The organism is Burkholderia sp. WSM2230 (assembly GCF_000472445.1).
In the GTDB taxonomy this organism is placed as follows: Bacteria; Pseudomonadota; Gammaproteobacteria; order Burkholderiales; family Burkholderiaceae; genus Paraburkholderia.
In genome coordinates this window covers 153,374-169,747 of sequence record NZ_AXAJ01000001.1, presented here as the reverse complement: position 1 = coordinate 169,747, position 16,374 = coordinate 153,374, and the positions used below count along the sequence as shown (strand labels likewise).

Sequence of the window (16,374 nt, the reverse complement as noted above, 5' to 3'; positions counted from 1 at the left end):
GAATTCCTTACCTGAGAGTTGCGAGGTACGCCGACAGGCCGCTCGCCTCCTCGGGCGAAAGCTTCATGTCGGGCATGAGCGTGCCAGGTTTGATGTCCTGCACATGCTGAACCCAGTTCATGAGGTTTTTTGGAGTATTGACGACCGTGCCCGCCGCTATCAGCCGGCGCGACATGACATGGGTGAGATCAGGCGCCTGCACACCCGTAGAGTTGCTGCCGCGAATCGTGTGACAGCCCGCGCAGCGCTCCTCGAACAGCTTCGCCCCGCGTTTTGCGGAGTCGGTCGTTGCTACAGGAGCCGGCGACTGTTGCGCGGCAAGCCATCGGTCGAAGTCAGCTTGCGGCTGCGCGTAGACTTCAAAGGCCATATGCGCATGCTGCACCCCGCAATATTGCGTGCATTGACCTCGAAAGGTGCCGGGCCGGTCCGCCTGAAGCCATTGGCGATTAGTGACCCCGGGTATGGCCTGCGTCTTGCCCGATAGCTCGGGGACCCAGAAAGCATGGATAACGTCGGCGCTCCTGAGTAATAGAAGCACCGGCACGCCAACCGGAATGTGGAGTTCGTTCGCCGTCGCGAAGTGACTCGAGCCTTCGCCATAGTCGACCTTCCACCACCAGTCGTAAGCGGTCACGGTAACAGTAAGTGCAGGCTCGCGCGGGGGATCGGCAACCTGCGCCAGGACAACGAGCATGTACACCGTAATGCCGAGCAGCACGAGCGTCGAGATCGTCGTACCGACGTAAATAAAGCTCAAGCCCCCTTCCGCTTTCAGCGCCTTCGCGTCCTCGTCTTTACGGCGCCTGAACATCGCGACCAGAAGCATGATGGCGATGAGCAGGCATACGGAACTGCAGATGGCTGCCAGCACCCAGCCCAGATGCAACACTGGCTGCGCGGCCGGCCCCTCGCTGCGAAGGAAATACGCGAGCGGCGTGTGCCCGCCGGTCAGCGACCCTGGCTCACCTGGACCACCCGTATCGGCGCACGCGTCAAGTTGGCAAAAGGCGATTACGAATGCCATGCCATATCGGTACGGCCACTTCGGACGCCGACATGTGAAGCTCACATTTTCTCCTAGATGCCATGCCGGATGAGCCAGTAGTTCACCCCGCCGGTATGGCGGCCGACCAGTTTGCCGGCATCCTGGGTTCTCCGGCAATGCTGCCTGGATTGCGGTAACGGGTACGCCGTATCAGCGTCGTTCTCGCGACCCCTCGCTTCGATTTCGGAGGGAGGAGCAATCCGTATTCCAGAAATGGAGGGCAGCTTCCGGCCGCCTGAGACCAGCAGCGGCACGCCGCTGCCTCGTTGCCATGCGGTCAGGCAAACCGGGTTGATTCACGTGTCTTCAAACCGCTTGCACGTGGTATGCCTCGCGGCTTTGGTCGACTCTTACATTGGCGTAATCTGCGGGCACCGTTAGCGCTTTTTGCCGAAACGCAGGGTCAAGCCTCCAATTGCTCAAGCACCTTACCCTTGGTCTCGATGCCGAGAAAGTGCACCGCCACCGCCGCAAGAAACGGCACAGCCGCGAGAATATAGAACGCAAACTGCAGATTGCCGCCGATCATCGTCTTCGACACGATGGCCGGCGCAAAGATCGCTGCCACCTTGAGCCACGCGCCGCCTACGCCGCAGCCCATCGCACGGATGCTCGTGGGGTACAGCTCCGGCGTGTACACATAAGCCGTGATAAAACCGCAAGCGAGAAAGCCAAGCGAAAGCGCACAGCAGGTCGCCACCACATACACCGACGAATCATGCAGCACGCCTGCCAGCAGCAGCGAAATCGCGCACGCCACAAAGGACAGATTGATAATCGGCTTGCGCCCCACCTTGTCCACCAGCAACGCGCAAGTCAACGATCCCAGCACACCTAGCACCGAGGCGGCCACGGCCAGATTCAACGCGAGTTGCAGCGGCGCATGATAGACAGTGCGGTAAATCGTGGGCAGCCAGGTCGAAAGACCGTACTGAATGAACCCGCACGTGATCCACAGCATTGCGACGGCCAACGTGCGTTTGAGGTAAGCCGGACCGAACAGATCGCTCATTCGGCGCTTTGGATGACGATTCGCCATCGCTTCAAATTCGGCCGAATGCGCAACCGGCGGCAGCGGACCTTTCGTTGCACGCTCGAATGCGTGCACCGCGGCATCGGCATCGGCCATGCGTTCGCGTTCGGCGAGCCAGCGCGGTGACTCCGGCACGAGCTTGCGCAGCACAAAAAACAGAATCAGCGGCATGCCGCCGATGAAGTACATGGCCTGCCAGCCGAAACGCGGCACGATCCACGCACCCAGTGCATTCGAAGCAAGCAAGCCGACCGGAAAAACGATTTCATACAGCAGCACGAAGCGGCCGCGGCCATGCGCACGGCTGATCTCGTTGATGTACGTCGCCGCAACGGGTAGTTCGCCGCCGAGCCCGAGTCCCTGAATCACGCGCAACACGACGAACGCCGCGAACGTCGGCGCAAATCCGCACGCAATACTGGTTATGCCGATGATCCCCGAGCTCAGCGCAATCGCGCGCACGCGCCCATGACGCTCGGCATACCACGGAAACACGAATGCACCGATCAGTTGTCCAACCGAACCGGAGCCGATCAGAAAACCGATTTCCCACGGCGTAAGGTGCCACTTCGCGATCAGCACGGGCAGCGTGGCCGCGATGGCGATCACGTCGAAGCCGTCGAAGAAAGTTGCGAGACCGATCAGGATACGCGCGCGCACCTGCATTGCATTCTTCGGCAGCCGCTCGAGTCGCGCGATGATCGAGCCTCTCGTTACAGGACCTGAAACACCCGCGCCGCTGCGGTCCCCAAGTGTATTGTCGATGGTTCTCATGCCGTTGTGCCGTCCGTATGTGTGGTTAGGCAAGCGCCGTCGAGGCGTCGGTCAGTGTGGCAAGGTCGATGGTCCGGCCTTGATTCATCCACTTGCGCGAGAGCTTCAGCTCGCGTGGAGTGTTAATGGCGATCACGCCGCGAATTGCGCCGTCTTCGAGATGAAACAGCGTCGCGCGCTTACCTGGCAGGTCGCCGCGCACCGCGAGCTGCGCATCGGCTGGAATGTCGCCGAGAATCTGCAGGTTCACGTCGTATTGATCCGACCAGAACCACGGAATGTCGGCATACGGTTCGAAGGTGCCGAGCAGCGCTTTCGCTGCGGCAATCGCCTGATTTTGCGCATTGGCCCACGATTCCAGCCGCACGCGACGCTTGAGCCACGCGCTCGGATGATTCGCCACGTCGCCGCACGCGAAAATGCGCGGGTCGTCGGTCGCGCCGAAATGATCGACCACGATGCCGTCTTCCACCTTCACGCCCGCCGCTTCCGCCAACGCCGTATGAGGCGTGAGGCCGATGCCGGCCACCGCGAAATCGGCGTCGAGTGTCGAACCATCGGCAAACGTCGCGCGAATGCGGTTCGCGTCGTTCGGATGATCTTCCAGCTTCGTGAGCGAGGCGTTAAGCCGTACATCGACGCCATTCGCGCGATGCAGCCCGAGAAGAAAGTCCGACACCATCGGCGGCAACGAGCGCGCACATAGACGCGGGGCGCCTTCAACCACCGTTGCATCGACGCCGAGCTTGCGTGCCGTCGCCGCGACTTCCAGACCGATCCAGCCGCCGCCCACGACCAGCACGCGCTTGCTTGCGCGCAGCCGTTCGCCTAATGCGACCGCTTCGTCGAGCGTTCGCAGATACGCGATGTGCGCGGTCTTCACGAGCGATTCGGGCAAGCGTCGCGCCGCGCCGCCGGTGGCGATCACGAGGCGGTCGTATTGCACTTCGCGGCCCGCTTGCGTGCGAACGATGCGCGCTGCGCGATCAATCGACGTTGCGCAGTCAGGCTGCCACGCTTCGATATTCAACGCGTCGAAATCGTCCGGCTTCACGAGACGCACAGTGTCGATATTGGCCTCGCCGGCAAGCACCGCTTTTGAAAGAGGCGGCCGTTCATACGGCAGATGCACTTCGTCGGCGATCATCACAAGGCGGCCGTCGAAGCCTTCCTTGCGCAGCGTCTTCACGACCCAACCGGCCGCCTGGCCGCCGCCGATCACGACGATCGTGCGCGGCGCTTCGAGTGCAGCGTGCGCGGCCTGAGCCTTTGCAGTAGCAGCGTCAGTCATCTTTGCGCTCCGTCATGAACTTGCCTTCCGGCGCCTTCGCGTTTTTCTGGCGACGCGTATTGCCGTCGATGCCGCCGTCTATCGCCCATTCAGCGAACACGGTCGGGCCCGGTTCGAAATCGCGCGGCTGCCAGTCGGGCGTGAGCTGGTCTTCATCGGCGTAATACTCGATCAGGCCACCTGCGGGATTCTGGAAGTACCAGAAGTACGCCGACGAAACCGGATGACGTCCCGGCCCAAGCTGCGTGTCCCAGCCGCAGCGGCTGATATGCATGCCGCCGCCAAATACTTCGTGGATGTCACGCACGGTGAACGCGACGTGGTTCAATCCGCGTTTCCCGTTCGGCAAGGCCAGCAGAAAAATGTCGTGGTGGCCGCCGTGCGGCGCGCAACGCATGAACGCGCCGCGGCCCGGATAGCGGTCTGACATCTCGAAGCCGAGCAGTTCGTGATAGAACTTTTCCTGTGCAGCGAGTCTGTTCGTGAAGAACACCACGTGGCCCACTTCGACCGGCTCGGCGCGTTCATAGATCGGCGAGGGCTGATCGACGCGCAATGTTTGGCCCCATACGTTCGAGGGCGAACCGTGAATGTCGAGTGCGCGCTTGCGAGTCACTTCCACGCGAATCGCCATGCCGTTCGGGTCGATGCAGCCGACGGCGTCGTCGGTTTCGAAATGGCCCGGCTGACCGGCGAAGCGGCCACGCAGTTCGTCGAGCTCCGCTTTGGTCGCGACGCCCCAGGTCACTTCACGCAGCGTCGGACCTTCTTCGAACGCGGGCGGCAGCGACGCGTCGTTTGCATCGACGGCCAGAATCGTGCAGCCATTGAGCGTCTCAAAGCGCGCGTGCGTTTCGTCGTGAGCGACTTCTTTCAAGCCCCAGTCCGCGAAAAAGCGGCGACAGGTGGTGAGATCCGTCACGCCGTAGATAATCTGTTCAATGCCGAGAATCGTCATACCGTGCCTCTTGCGTATCAGTTGGCCCACGCCAGCGGCGCGTCGTTCAAGCCCCAGTAGAGGCTCTTCTGTTGCATGTACTCGCGGATGCCGAGCCGGCCTTTCTCGCGTCCCATGCCGCTCTCTTTCCAGCCGCTGAACGGCGTCGAGATCGAGAACAGCTTGTAGGTGTTGATCCAGATGGTGCCGGCTTCCAGCGCGCGGGCAATCCGGTAAGCGCGCTTGTAGTCGCGCGTCCAGATGCCGGCCGCGAGACCGAACACGCTGTTGTTCGCCTCCTTCAGGAGCGACGCTTCGTCGTCGAACGGCATTGCAACCAGCACCGGGCCGAAGATTTCTTCCTGGCAGATGCGTGCGCTGTTGGTGAGGCCTTCGAGGATCGTCGGCTGGTAGTAGGTGCCCTGTTCACGGCCGTCGCCGACTGGACGCTCGCCGCCGCATAGCAGGCGTCCGCCTTCTTCAAGACCCAACGCGACGTAACGTTCGACGGTCTCGCGATGCGCCTGCGTGATGAGCGGACCCATTTGCGTTTCAGCGCGCGACGGATCGCCGACGCGTAATTTGCGTGCGCCTTCAACAAGACGCTTCATGAAGGCGTCGTAGATCGAGCGCTGCACGAATAACCGTGAACCGGCGATACACGCCTCGCCCGACGAACTGAAAATGCCGTACAGCACGCCGTTCACTGCGTGATCGAGATCCGCGTCGTCGAACACGATGGTCGGCGACTTGCCGCCGAGTTCCAAAGACACCGGCATCAGCTTGTCCGCCGCAATGCGTGCGATGCCACGGCCCACTTCCGTGCCGCCGGTAAACGACACTTTCCTGACGAGCGGATGACGCACAAGCACGTCGCCGATCACCGAGCCCTTGCCCGGCAACACGCTGATCACACCCTTCGGTACGCCGGCTTCTTCGCAAATGCGCGCGAGGGCCAACGAGATCAACGGCGTCACTTCGGCAGGCTTGAGCACCACCGCGTTGCCACCTGCCAGTGCCGGCGCGAGCTTCTGCGCATCCGACGCAATCGGCGAATTCCACGGCGTAATGGCAGCGATCACGCCGATCGGCTCATACACGCTCATCGTCAGATAGTCGCCGCGCGAAGGGGTGACTTCTTCTTCGAGCGTTTCGAGGCATGCCGCGAAATAGCGGAACGTATTCGCGGCGCTCGCCACCAGCACGCGCGTTTCGCCAATCGGCTTGCCGTTGTCGCGGCTCTGCAATTGCGCGAGCGCTTCATGGCGTGCCATGATGAGATCCGCGATGCGATACAGAATCAGCGCGCGTTGATGCGGCTTCAAACCGGACCAGTTCGCACGGCGCCAGGCGAGGTCCGCGGCCTCCACGGCTTCGCGGGCATCGTCGGCATTGGCCGTCGAGATTTCCATGTTGACCGACTGATCCGCCGGATACAGGCTTTTGTACGGGTTGCCGCGCCCTTGCCGCCATTCTCCGCCGAGAAAAATATCGCCGGTCGGCACGAGGCTGGTATCGAAGTGAGTCATGTCGGTCATTCCGGTTTGCTTGAGCTGTTGGCTGAATCGGCTGGAGTTGGCTCAGATCACGCAGCGCGCCGCGCGATTGCGTAGCGCACGAATCGCGCTGTACGCGGTCAATGCGGACGTCTTCGGGTTGTCTGGGAGCGGCTTGCCGCACATCTCTAGCGACATTTCGCCGAATGCGCCGCGCGCGAGAATGCGGTGCACATTGCGCGTCACGTTGGGATCGGCGATCAGCCGTACCGTCGTGTGGTCGAGGCCGAGGCCGGCCAGTGCGATCGTCGCGGCCACGTTGGCGTTCTTCGGATAAAGACGCGCCGCTTCGCGCGCGCTGCCTTCAAAGATCACCTGCTCTTCCTTCAACGCATTCAGGTCGCAGACCTGTTCGGCGGGCGTGCCGAGCCAACCCGTAGGCGGCTTGCGGCCCGTGTACAGCACTTCGTCCAGACCGCCGAGCTTGGCCGCGGCCAATGCATCCACGCCGCCTATCGCGCCCGAGAGCAGCGTCAAGGTCGCGTCGCCTTCATCGGCTGCGGCCGACAACGCGTCGAGCAACGTCATGTCCGACAAAGCGCCGATAGACGCGACCGCGCAATCAGTGCCGGCCTTCAACAATGGCACGACGTGATCGACAAGCGCGCTGTGTCCCGCGCATTCCAGCGCGAAGTGCGGCTGGCTGGAGAGCGCGGACACGGAGGCGACGACATCCACCGAACCGCCGACCACTTCACGCACCGACGCCATATGACGTTCCGGCACGATCACGTGCGACACGCGTACGGTCGGATCGGCGGCAACCGAGCGATACACCGCCTGGCCGATCGCGCCGAAGCCGATCATCGCGACGTCGACGGGTGCGTGATGCCCCGCGTAGCCCGCTTCACGCATGTTCCGGCTCCTGTTCCTTGACGGGCGGCCCCGCGAACGCAGTGGCGAAGGAGCCGACCGACAGCATGTCTACTTCCACCAGCACCGGACCGGTCTTCTCCATACCTTCGCGGATGATCGCGTCGGCCTGATCGAGCGACTTGATGCGGTAATGCGTGAGCTTCAGGCTCTCGCAGAACTGCGCAAAATCCGGCTGATGCAGATCGACGTAGCAGCGGCGCCCGCCGTATTGCGCGTCCTGAATGTTGCGGATTACGCCGTAGCATTGATCGTTCATCAGCACGATCATCACGTTGGCGTTTTCCTGCACGGCCGTAGCGAGTTCGCCGACGTTCACCATCAGGCCGCCGTCGCCGACAAGGCACACGGTTTTCGCCGCGCTGCCCGCGAGCGCCGCGCCGATGCCCATCTGCATGCCCTGGCCGATGCCGCCGCCCAACGCATGTACGCCTGCGCGCGGCGAGAAAATGTTCAGCATGCGGTTGCCCCACGTGCTGTTCGAAATCGTCACATCGCGCACCCAGTTGTAGTCGCGGCCCACCGCCGCCTGCAGCGCGTCCACCAGACGCTTGTAGGGGCCGAGACCCTTGCCCACATCCGCGACGGCGCTTTCGCGCGCTGCGGCGAGATCCTGCCCGAATGTGGGATCTACCTTAATGCGGCGTTCCAGCAGCGTCGCGAGTTCTTCCAGCACCGCCTTGGAATCGCCGTGAACGAACATTTCGTTGCGATAGCCGCGGTTATCGGCGAGCGCATCGGCGTCGATGCGATAGAGCGGCTGCGGCAGCGCGAGCTTATATTTGAGCGTCTCATTGCCGCGCAAACGCGAACCGACGACCACCAACGCATCGCAGGTCTTATAGAAGCTTTCCACTGCGGCATGTACATTGAAGGCGCCGAGCGTTGCCGGGTGATCTTCCGGCAACACGCCGCGGCCCTGCACGCTCGTCACGACGCCAAAGCCGAGCGCGACCAGACGCTCGACCGCATGCGTCGCATGACGCGCGCCGCCGCCGAGCCACAACAGCGGGCGTTTGGCCTTCGTGAGCTGCTCGGCGAGTTGGGCGACGCGCTGCGTGCAATGCGTGAGCGTGCCGATGTGCGGCGCGGCCAGATCGGCGGGCCATTCGATTTCGGCCGCTTGAATGTCGATTGGAATCTCGACGCTCACCGGGCCGCTCGGCGCGGTTTGTGCAACACGCACGGCTTCGCGGATGGTCGGCAGCGCGGTTTCGACAGAACGCACACGATAGGCGGCCTTGGAGACGGACTGAAGCATCGACAACTGATCCGGTGCTTCGTGGATGTACGCGAGGTCTTTGTCGAGATATTCGGTTTCGATCTGACCGGTCACGTGCAAGAGCGCCGTGCCCGCGGTCAGCGCTTCGACCATCGCGCCGGCTGCGTTGCCCGCTGCGGTGCCCGTGCTGGTGAAAGCCACGCCGAGACCGCCGGACACACGCGCGAGACCGTCGGCCATATTCACTGCGCCCGCTTCGCCGCGCGCGCCGACATAGCGAATCTTGCCGCGTTGATGGATCGCGTCGAGGATCGGCATGTTGTGAATCGAGATCACGCCGAATGCGGTTTTCACGCCGCATTGCTCGAGAAAGGCGGCGATCAGCTCGCCAACGGTGGTTTTGTTAGACATGTCGTGCAACGCCTCCAGAAACATCGATGTGACTGCCCGTCGTGTAGGACGACAGCGTCGTAGCCAGATAAAAGAGCGCTTGAGCGGCTTCTTCGGGTTTGCCGAAGCGGCCTAGCGGAATGTTTTTCTTGCGCGCCAACTCGGCGGTCCAGTCTTCCCAGGTCTGGTCCGGCTGCGCTTCTTTCGCGTAACGGCGGCGCCATTGCCCCGATTCGACAATGCCGATCAGAATCGAATTGACGCGGATGCGCTGCGGCGCGAGTTCCACCGCGAGCGACTTGATCAGGTTCTGCACGCCCGCACGCGCCGACGAGGTCGCCACCATATGCGGCTCCGGTTGCAGTGCAAGCAATGAGTTCACGCAAACAATCGCCGCATTGCCGGCGCCCGCAGCATCGCGCAGCATCGGCAGAAACGCGCGGGTCGGGCGAATTACGCTGAAGTACTTGAGATCGAGTTCTTCGCGCCAGGCTTCGTCGGTGGTATCGGCGAACGTCGACACGCGGCCCTGGCCTGCGTTGTTGATCAGCATGTCCGTGCGGCCAAAGCGTGCCTGCACCGCTTGCGCAAAAGCGCTGACGTCTTCGGCATCGAGCACGTCGCAACGGCGTGCGAGCAACTGCGCCTGTGGAAACTGCCCGGTGAGCGCTTTTTCTGCTTCCACGAGCCGCTCTGTATCGCGGCCGCAAATTGCAACCGATGCACCGGCCCGCAGGAACAGTTCCGCGCACGCGAGACCGATGCCGGACGAACCGCCCGTCACCACCGCCACCTGCCCGCTCAGATCGAATTGAATCATTTGAGTCCCAGTGCCTTCATGTATTTGCTGCCCGAGTTCGAACCGTTGCCCGGCCGGTAGTTGAGCCGCTGCGAAAGTTCGTCGGCCGCGCGGCGCACCTTGTCGACGAGGCCGCTGTCCAGCAGCGACGCGTCGATTTCCTGCCGCGGAATCGTGGTCGTGATCACGGCCACGATGCGCCCGGTGTCGTTGCGCACCGGCGCGCTAACAACGGAAATGCCGCGTTCAAACGACGATTCGCTGATCGCGAAACCACGCCGTGCGTCGTCGCGAATCCGTTCGTACAGATCGTCCACCGTCGCGGGCGTTTGTCTCGTGAAGCGCTCCAGTTCGGGCTCGGGGTAGAGCTTCTTCAGTTCGTCTAGCGTCATGTCGCCCATCAGCACCTGACCGTGCGTGGTGGCATACGCGGGCAAGCGTGTGCCGACGTTCACCTTCACCGAACTGAAAATCGGCGCGTGGCTTTGCGCTTTTGCGACGAAAACGACGTCACGTCCGTCGCGAATCACGATGTGCGTGGTGAGGCCCGTCTCATCGCGCAATGCTTCGATGATCGGCAGGCCCAGGTCAGTCAATTCGAGCGAACTCAAATACTCGAAGCCGAGCCGCAGCACCGCGACGCCGAGCCGATAGTGGCGGTCTTTGTCGGCGCGTTCGAGAAAACCGAGCGACTCGAGCGTTTGCAGCAGACGGAAAACAGTCGTGCGAGGAATCCCGAGGCGCTTCGACAATTCCGGGGCACCGAGAACCGGCTCGCGCGGCGAGAACTCGGTCAGTATCTTCAGACCGCGCTCCAGACCCGGCACGCGATAGCTCGAGTCGCTGTTGCCGTCGTTGCGCTCGTCGTCGGCGTCGCGTTCGTTGATGGCGTCGGGCGTCATTCATTGGCTCCGTTCTGGCTCCGTTCTCCGGCGCTTGCGCGGCAGAATGTGTCGATGATCGTGTTGTATGCGGCACTTGCCTCGATATAGCCGGCGTGTCCCGCGCGTGGCACGACTTGCAATTGAGTGCCGGCGGCGAGCGCGAGACGCTCGGACGCGGCGGGGGTTGTGATGCTGTCGTCCGCACCGACCGCCACGCTGACGCGGCCCTTGAAGCGCGCGAGGTCGGCGGCGAGATCGGCGTTGGCGAGCAGATGCGTGGCCTGCGCGTAGCCGTGCGGAATCACACGCGACATGTTCCAGCGCACCCATGCACGTGCTTCGTCGCTCGCGTGAACCGACAACATGTTGGTGCTGCGTTTTTCCGCGAGCCCTTGCGGGCCGAGTTCGTTCAGCATCGCAAGACGTTGATCGCGCTTCGTGTCGCGCACTTCAGCGGACGCCGCGCCGTAACCGCCTGCTGGCGACATCAACAGCAGACCCGCGACGCGCTGCGGGTGATTCGCAGCAAACGAGCCAGCGATGATTGCGCCAAGCGAATGGCCGACCAGCACGCAACGTTCGACGCCAAGCGCGTCGAGCCACTCGCCCAGCACGCTCGCGTAGTCGCTTGCTATGGGCGACGTCGCAGCAACCGGCGTGGACTCGCCGTAACCCGGCGCATCCCATGCCAGCACGCGGCGATTCACGCCTGGTGCCCCGAACTGCTGCACCCACGAAGCCGCCCCCGAACCGATGCCGTGGAGCAGCACCAGCGGCAATGCGTCGTGCGCGGAGATGTCCGCATCGTTGGCCTCGCGATAGCCGACCACGCGTTGCGATGCCAAAGCAATTCTCCGCGCAGGAAAGCGCGCAAGACGCGCTTCGAGCGTGGCATGCGATTCGGCGGCGACGGAGGGGACTGCGGACATGGCTTCTTTCCCAGCGGTTTTCACAAAGGCGTTGGCTTAGCGCTTGAGCTTCGCAAGCGGCGAATCAGGCGGATACGTCGGCGTGACCGGTTTCGGCGAGCCGAGCATCACGCACATCAGCGCGTCTTCTTCACCAATGTTGATTTCCGTGCGATACACGCCCGGCGGCACCGAGATCAGATCACGCTCTCCAAGCACGGCTTCCCAGGTCTCGCCGTCTTTCTCGCAGATCACTTTCATCTTGCCGCGCAGCACGAAGAAAATTTCTTCGACATCCATATGAATATGGCTCGGGCCGATATTGCCGGCCGGGATCACCATCGTCGAAAACGTGAAGCCGCCTGCGGGCACCGTGTTCATGTCCTTCGCGACGCCCGTGCCGCCGGTGCCGACATAGCGCATTTGCGCGCGGCGATACTTCGGGTCGTAGTCGGCCTGGAACTTGAGCGCATCCCAGTCGTAGCGACGCGTTTCCAGCCGCGCGACGCGGCTGTCCAGCCACTGTGCAAAGCTCGCGTCCGCGGGTTGCTCCCACGACTTGCGTTCGATATCGGCGTCCGCCATTTCTTTCTCCTTTCGATTCGACAAGATCAATTCATCACGAAGCCGCCGTTCACCGGCAGCAGTTGGCCAGTCACGAAGCGCGCGGCATCGGATAACAGGAACAGCGCCGGCCCGGTGACGTCGTCGGGCACTTGCGCGCGCGCGAGCGCGCGGCCTTGCAGGTAATACTGATGACGCTCGGCGGGCACGTAAGCGGTCGCTTCGACTTCCGTCAGGCCAGGCGCGATCGCATTGACTGTCACCTGATGCGCGCCGAATTCGCGTGCGAGCGAGCGCGTCATCGAGATCACAGCGCCCTTGCTGGCTACATAGGCGAGCAGCTTCGGCGCGCCCCACATTGCCGTGTCCGACGCAATATTCACGATCGCGCCGCGGCCCGACTCGCGCAGATAGGGCAGCGCGGCAGTGCTCATCAACCACGTGCCGCGCACGTTGACATTCATTACGGCGTCCCAGGTATCGACGGACAACTCGTCGGCAAACTTGCCGCCTGAGTTGGTGATGGCCGCGTTGTTGATCAGCGCGTCGATGCCGCCAAGTTGCGCGGCGCCCTGCGCGGCGAATTGCGTGATGCTTTCGGGATTCGCCAGGTCAAGCGGCAGATAGGTCGCAGCGTGGCCTTGCTCGCGCAGCGATGCCGCGAGCGCCGCGCCGTCGTCATGCAGCACGTCGCCGAATACGACTTGCGCTCCCGCTTGCACCAGCGCGCGCACGAACGCCGCGCCGAGACCGCGCGCGCCGCCCGTCACGAGGACGCGCCGGCCATCGAGCGCGATGGGCGTGTGGTTATGCATGGCCGTGGCCCGCGACTTCGGTCTGCGCTGCGCCAGCTTGAGCGGCTTGCGCGCGATGTGCTTCGAGTGCGGCGAAGTCCTGTTGCGCGCGCTGACGCAGCATGCGGCGCACGCGCGTCATGCCGACGTCGTGCTGATAGAGGAATTCGTGCTCGCGCGCATTGGGCGCCATGCTTTCGAGCACATAGCGGTCTTGTTCCAGCACCGCCCAATGCAAACCTTCCAGACGATTGCGATACATGAACCGCCACGCGTCGCGCTGCCAGCCTTGCACCTTTCGGGTACGCCAGAAATAGACCTGGCAGTTGTTTTCGTCGACGGGAACGGCGAAGCCGATGATCCCGAAGTTGCCACCCGGGCCGAACTTCTTCTTGTACGGAATCGCGAGGCGCATCCACAGACAACCTGTTTCGCCGAGCTCGACCCAATCGAAGTTGACGTCGCGCTGGCCGACCTTTTCGAACATCAGACCGGTTTCGGTCTTGCGCACGCGCATGTCCGCCTGCTTGTCGCCTTCGGCCATGGAGTGCGAGGTCGCGTGCAGATAGGCGCCGTGCATCGGGTCCATGACGTTGTCGATCGCGTACTGGTAATTGCACTTCCAGTTCGACATGCAGAGGAAGCTCGCGTATTCCTCGCCGACGAGCTCTTCCGGCAGCTTCAGCGGCTGCGGCTCCTTGTGCGCGTCGTCGCCGAACCACAGGAAGATCGCGCCCGCATGCTCTTCGGCCGGATACGACTTCACGCACTTCTGGCCTTCCAGCGGACACGCCGACACGGCCGGCACTTTAGTGACGGTGCCGCTGCCATTCACTTCGATGCCGTGATACCAGCATGCGACGCTGCCACCAAGATTCCATCCGAGCGACAGACGCGCGCCGCGGTGCGGGCAGCGATCTTCAAGCGCGTGGACTTTGCCTTCCTTGTCGCGCCACAGCACGATCTGATCGCCGAGGCGCGTAATGCCGATGGGCGCGTCGCCGACTTGCCAGCTCGGCGCGACGGGATACCAGTAGTTGCGCAGTCCGCGATCCAGATATGACTGGATCGGATCGGCAGCATGTTGACTTGTAGTGGGGGACGTCATGAAGAGACTCCGGATGCGGATGCGAGAAAACGTGTTCGGAAAAGGCGCTTATTCGGCGAGCAGACGGAATTCGGCGGCAAGGCGCTCGGCGTTCCATGCATTGCCTTCCGGTGTGCGGAAACCCATGCCGTTCAAACCGTCGACGACTTCCTGCAACTCGACCGCACCGGCTTCAAAAACTTTTTCGAGCGCGTCGCCGAAGTCGTTTTCGTATTGCGTCGGCTCCGCCTTGCGCGTTTGCCAGACGAAGTTCTCCGTCTCGCCCGGCTTCTCGATCACGCCCTTGCCGGCGACATTGTTCGGCTGCGGCGCGAGCCACGGTTTCAGGAAGGGATTGAAGTTCACGGCTACCTCTCGCATGTCATTCCACCTTGATCTGGATTTCTTCACCGGCGAGACGTACTGAGTACATCTTCAGGTCGCGGCCGCCGGGCTCTTTCAGGCACTTGCCCGTCGGAATGTGAAATACGGCCTCGTGCAGCGGGCATTCGACGGTGTCGCCGTCGATAAAGCCTTGCGTCAGCAGCGCATATGCATGGGGGCAGACGTTTTCGAGCGCGTACAGCTCGTCGCCCACCTTGTAGATGCCGATTTCCGTGCCGTCGAGCTTGAACTCGATCGGCGCATCTTCGGACAGATCGCCGGCATGGCCGGCACAGCGCCATTGTTCAGTCATGTCTCGCCTTCTCCTGAGGCCTTATGTTCCATATACGGAACATCAGTTCGTGTATGGATAATTATAGGAGTGGGTCTCGCGAGAAAAAATAAAAATCTGAGGCGTTAGGGGAAAACACTGACTGTGGCTTTCGCAACACATCATTGCGTCGTCTGAGGGGCATGGAGCCAAGGCCGGAGGCCTTACCACACCGCGTTCTCGGGGGAGAACAGCGGCAGGTGTCGCCGCGCGGCCTCGGGTTTATACGGACCCCGAAAATTTATTTTGACCACTTTCGGAGTCTCTATACTTTTCCATAGGCGATACAAACGCCCATAGGTGGAACACAAAGCGTGGCAGTTTTGGCGCTCGTTCAGAACTGCATTAACCCAAGTAAAAGATGAGGACGTCGGAGAGGGCGCGAGCCATCCGTCGTCCAACCAGGAGAACCAACGGTGAAGCACATCATTGCGGCCGGCTTGACGGCAATCTGCGCCACGACAGGTGCATGGGCGCAGAGCAGCGTCACGCTATACGGCAGCCTGGATGCCGGCATTGCGTACATCAGCAATGCGGGCGGCCACTCGAAGTGGATCGAGGAACAAGGCAACATGCAACCGGACCGCTGGGGCCTGAAGGGTGTGGAAGATCTCGGCGGCGGCCTGAAGACGATCTTTCAGTTGGAGAACGGCTTCTATACGAACACAGGCGCATTCGCGAAATCGGGCACGCTGTTCAACCGCCAGGCGTTCGTGGGTTTGAGTTCCGACAAGATCGGCACGTTGACGTTCGGCCATCAGACGCCGTTCAGCTTCGACGTGCTGGGTCCGCTGAGCACGGCCTATCTGGCCGCGAGCTGGTATGCGTTCCATCCGGGCAATATCGACGAACTCGCCGATACCGGTGTCGTGCCGTTCGACAACTCGGTGAAGTTCCGCTCCGCGAGTTTCAGCGGCTTCTCATTTGGCGCGATGATGGGCCTTGGCAACACCACCAACTTCTCGACCGGCAAGACTCTGAGCTTTGCGCTTAGCTATGCTAACGGTCCGTTCAAGGCCGGCGCGACCTATGCGAACGAACACAATCGCACGCCGTCTATCGTGACCACGGGCATCGCGAATTTTCAGGGCGTGGCAGCGGCCAACTACAGCGCAGACAAGGTGCAGAACATGGGCGCGGGCGTGTCATACCAGTTCGGCAAGTTGCTCGTGCACGGCCTGTACACGCGAGTCAAACTGCAGTCGGCGGGGCATTCGGACACGTATCAGAGCTACGACGTGGGCGCGAATTATCAGTTCACGCCGTTTAACAGCGTATCCGGCGGCGCCGCGACTACCACGCTGGCAGGACGCCGCTGGACTCAGTTCGAGATCGGCGATGTGTATGCACTGTCGAAATCGACGCAGTTGTACGTGAACGCGCTCTATGAGCGCGCGGGTTCCAACACCAACGCCGCCTTCTTTACGGCAGGTGTATCGAGCGGTCGGAACCAGACGATCGTTCTGACCGGCATCCACCACTCGTTCTGATCTCGAGGA

General features: G+C 62.3%; 16 protein-coding genes. 1 reads left to right on the top strand and 15 read right to left on the bottom strand.

What is annotated here, in order from left to right:
• Positions 1–7: 7 nt before the first annotated feature.
• From coxB to A3AC_RS0100685, 15 genes are all read right to left on the bottom strand, one after another.
• Entirely contained in the window at positions 8–1,027 is a 1,020-nt protein-coding gene (gene coxB / locus A3AC_RS0100755) for a cytochrome c oxidase subunit II (protein ID WP_084515331.1), read from the bottom strand.
• Positions 1,028–1,451: 424 nt separating this feature from the next.
• Positions 1,452–2,855 carry an MFS transporter gene (locus tag A3AC_RS0100750; protein WP_025596560.1) on the bottom strand — a complete coding sequence of 468 codons (1,404 nt, stop codon included), beginning with the start codon at positions 2,853–2,855 and terminating at the stop codon, positions 1,452–1,454.
• Positions 2,856–2,880: 25 nt separating this feature from the next.
• On the bottom strand, positions 2,881–4,146 hold the full coding sequence (locus tag A3AC_RS0100745) for an NAD(P)/FAD-dependent oxidoreductase (RefSeq protein WP_025596559.1): 1,266 nt from the start codon (positions 4,144–4,146) through the stop codon (positions 2,881–2,883).
• Complete coding sequence (locus A3AC_RS0100740) at positions 4,139–5,104, bottom strand: VOC family protein (protein ID WP_025596558.1); 966 nt, start codon at positions 5,102–5,104, stop codon at positions 4,139–4,141. The genes A3AC_RS0100745 and A3AC_RS0100740 overlap by 8 nt, the downstream gene beginning before the upstream one ends.
• 17 nt (positions 5,105–5,121) lie before the next feature.
• Complete coding sequence (locus tag A3AC_RS0100735; protein ID WP_025596557.1) at positions 5,122–6,612, bottom strand: aldehyde dehydrogenase; 1,491 nt, start codon at positions 6,610–6,612, stop codon at positions 5,122–5,124.
• A gap of 51 nt (positions 6,613–6,663) precedes the next feature.
• On the bottom strand, positions 6,664–7,494 hold the full coding sequence (locus A3AC_RS0100730) for an aspartate dehydrogenase (RefSeq protein WP_025596556.1): 831 nt from the start codon (positions 7,492–7,494) through the stop codon (positions 6,664–6,666).
• On the bottom strand, positions 7,487–9,145 hold the full coding sequence (locus A3AC_RS0100725) for a thiamine pyrophosphate-binding protein (RefSeq protein ID WP_025596555.1): 1,659 nt from the start codon (positions 9,143–9,145) through the stop codon (positions 7,487–7,489). Before A3AC_RS0100725 ends, A3AC_RS0100730 begins: the two co-directional genes overlap by 8 nt.
• On the bottom strand, positions 9,138–9,944 hold the full coding sequence (locus A3AC_RS0100720) for an SDR family oxidoreductase (protein ID WP_025596554.1): 807 nt from the start codon (positions 9,942–9,944) through the stop codon (positions 9,138–9,140). Before A3AC_RS0100720 ends, A3AC_RS0100725 begins: the two co-directional genes overlap by 8 nt.
• Complete coding sequence (locus A3AC_RS0100715) at positions 9,941–10,825, bottom strand: IclR family transcriptional regulator (protein ID WP_025596553.1); 885 nt, start codon at positions 10,823–10,825, stop codon at positions 9,941–9,943. Before A3AC_RS0100715 ends, A3AC_RS0100720 begins: the two co-directional genes overlap by 4 nt.
• On the bottom strand, positions 10,822–11,736 hold the full coding sequence (locus A3AC_RS0100710; RefSeq protein ID WP_025596552.1) for an alpha/beta fold hydrolase: 915 nt from the start codon (positions 11,734–11,736) through the stop codon (positions 10,822–10,824). The genes A3AC_RS0100715 and A3AC_RS0100710 overlap by 4 nt, the downstream gene beginning before the upstream one ends.
• A gap of 36 nt (positions 11,737–11,772) precedes the next feature.
• A complete protein-coding gene (locus tag A3AC_RS0100705) occupies positions 11,773–12,300 on the bottom strand; it encodes a cupin domain-containing protein (RefSeq protein WP_025596551.1) in 528 nt (175 codons plus the stop codon).
• Between the two features lie 26 nt (positions 12,301–12,326).
• Entirely contained in the window at positions 12,327–13,094 is a 768-nt protein-coding gene (locus tag A3AC_RS0100700; protein WP_025596550.1) for an SDR family oxidoreductase, read from the bottom strand.
• Complete coding sequence (locus A3AC_RS0100695; RefSeq protein WP_025596549.1) at positions 13,087–14,181, bottom strand: aromatic ring-hydroxylating dioxygenase subunit alpha; 1,095 nt, start codon at positions 14,179–14,181, stop codon at positions 13,087–13,089. The genes A3AC_RS0100700 and A3AC_RS0100695 overlap by 8 nt, the downstream gene beginning before the upstream one ends.
• Before the next feature lie 48 nt (positions 14,182–14,229).
• On the bottom strand, positions 14,230–14,541 hold the full coding sequence (locus A3AC_RS0100690; protein ID WP_025596548.1) for a recombinase-like helix-turn-helix domain-containing protein: 312 nt from the start codon (positions 14,539–14,541) through the stop codon (positions 14,230–14,232).
• Position 14,542: 1 nt separating this feature from the next.
• Positions 14,543–14,857: a non-heme iron oxygenase ferredoxin subunit gene (locus tag A3AC_RS0100685; protein ID WP_025596547.1), complete on the bottom strand. Its 315-nt coding sequence runs from the start codon at positions 14,855–14,857 to the stop codon at positions 14,543–14,545.
• 434 nt (positions 14,858–15,291) lie between these two features.
• Between A3AC_RS0100685 and A3AC_RS0100680 the strand changes: the two genes are divergently transcribed.
• A complete protein-coding gene (locus tag A3AC_RS0100680; protein WP_025596546.1) occupies positions 15,292–16,365 on the top strand; it encodes a porin in 1,074 nt (357 codons plus the stop codon).
• Positions 16,366–16,374: the final 9 nt, after the last annotated feature.

Bases quoted from the DNA above. Each gene is read 5' to 3' on its own strand.
- coxB (WP_084515331.1), bottom strand. From the start codon at position 1,027: ATGGCATTCGTAATCGCCTTTTGCCAACTTGACGCGTGCGCCGATACG.
- A3AC_RS0100750 (WP_025596560.1), bottom strand. From the start codon at position 2,855: ATGAGAACCATCGACAATACACTTGGGGACCGCAGCGGCGCGGGTGTT.
- A3AC_RS0100695 (WP_025596549.1), bottom strand. From the start codon at position 14,181: ATGACGTCCCCCACTACAAGTCAACATGCTGCCGATCCGATCCAGTCA.
- A3AC_RS0100685 (WP_025596547.1), bottom strand. From the start codon at position 14,857: ATGACTGAACAATGGCGCTGTGCCGGCCATGCCGGCGATCTGTCCGAA.
- A3AC_RS0100705 (WP_025596551.1), bottom strand. From the start codon at position 12,300: ATGGCGGACGCCGATATCGAACGCAAGTCGTGGGAGCAACCCGCGGAC.
- A3AC_RS0100730 (WP_025596556.1), bottom strand. From the start codon at position 7,494: ATGCGTGAAGCGGGCTACGCGGGGCATCACGCACCCGTCGACGTCGCG.
- A3AC_RS0100725 (WP_025596555.1), bottom strand. From the start codon at position 9,145: ATGTCTAACAAAACCACCGTTGGCGAGCTGATCGCCGCCTTTCTCGAG.
- A3AC_RS0100700 (WP_025596550.1), bottom strand. From the start codon at position 13,094: ATGCATAACCACACGCCCATCGCGCTCGATGGCCGGCGCGTCCTCGTG.
- A3AC_RS0100690 (WP_025596548.1), bottom strand. From the start codon at position 14,541: ATGCGAGAGGTAGCCGTGAACTTCAATCCCTTCCTGAAACCGTGGCTC.
- A3AC_RS0100740 (WP_025596558.1), bottom strand. From the start codon at position 5,104: ATGACGATTCTCGGCATTGAACAGATTATCTACGGCGTGACGGATCTC.
- A3AC_RS0100720 (WP_025596554.1), bottom strand. From the start codon at position 9,944: ATGATTCAATTCGATCTGAGCGGGCAGGTGGCGGTGGTGACGGGCGGT.
- A3AC_RS0100715 (WP_025596553.1), bottom strand. From the start codon at position 10,825: ATGACGCCCGACGCCATCAACGAACGCGACGCCGACGACGAGCGCAAC.
- A3AC_RS0100710 (WP_025596552.1), bottom strand. From the start codon at position 11,736: ATGTCCGCAGTCCCCTCCGTCGCCGCCGAATCGCATGCCACGCTCGAA.
- A3AC_RS0100745 (WP_025596559.1), bottom strand. From the start codon at position 4,146: ATGACTGACGCTGCTACTGCAAAGGCTCAGGCCGCGCACGCTGCACTC.
- A3AC_RS0100735 (WP_025596557.1), bottom strand. From the start codon at position 6,612: ATGACTCACTTCGATACCAGCCTCGTGCCGACCGGCGATATTTTTCTC.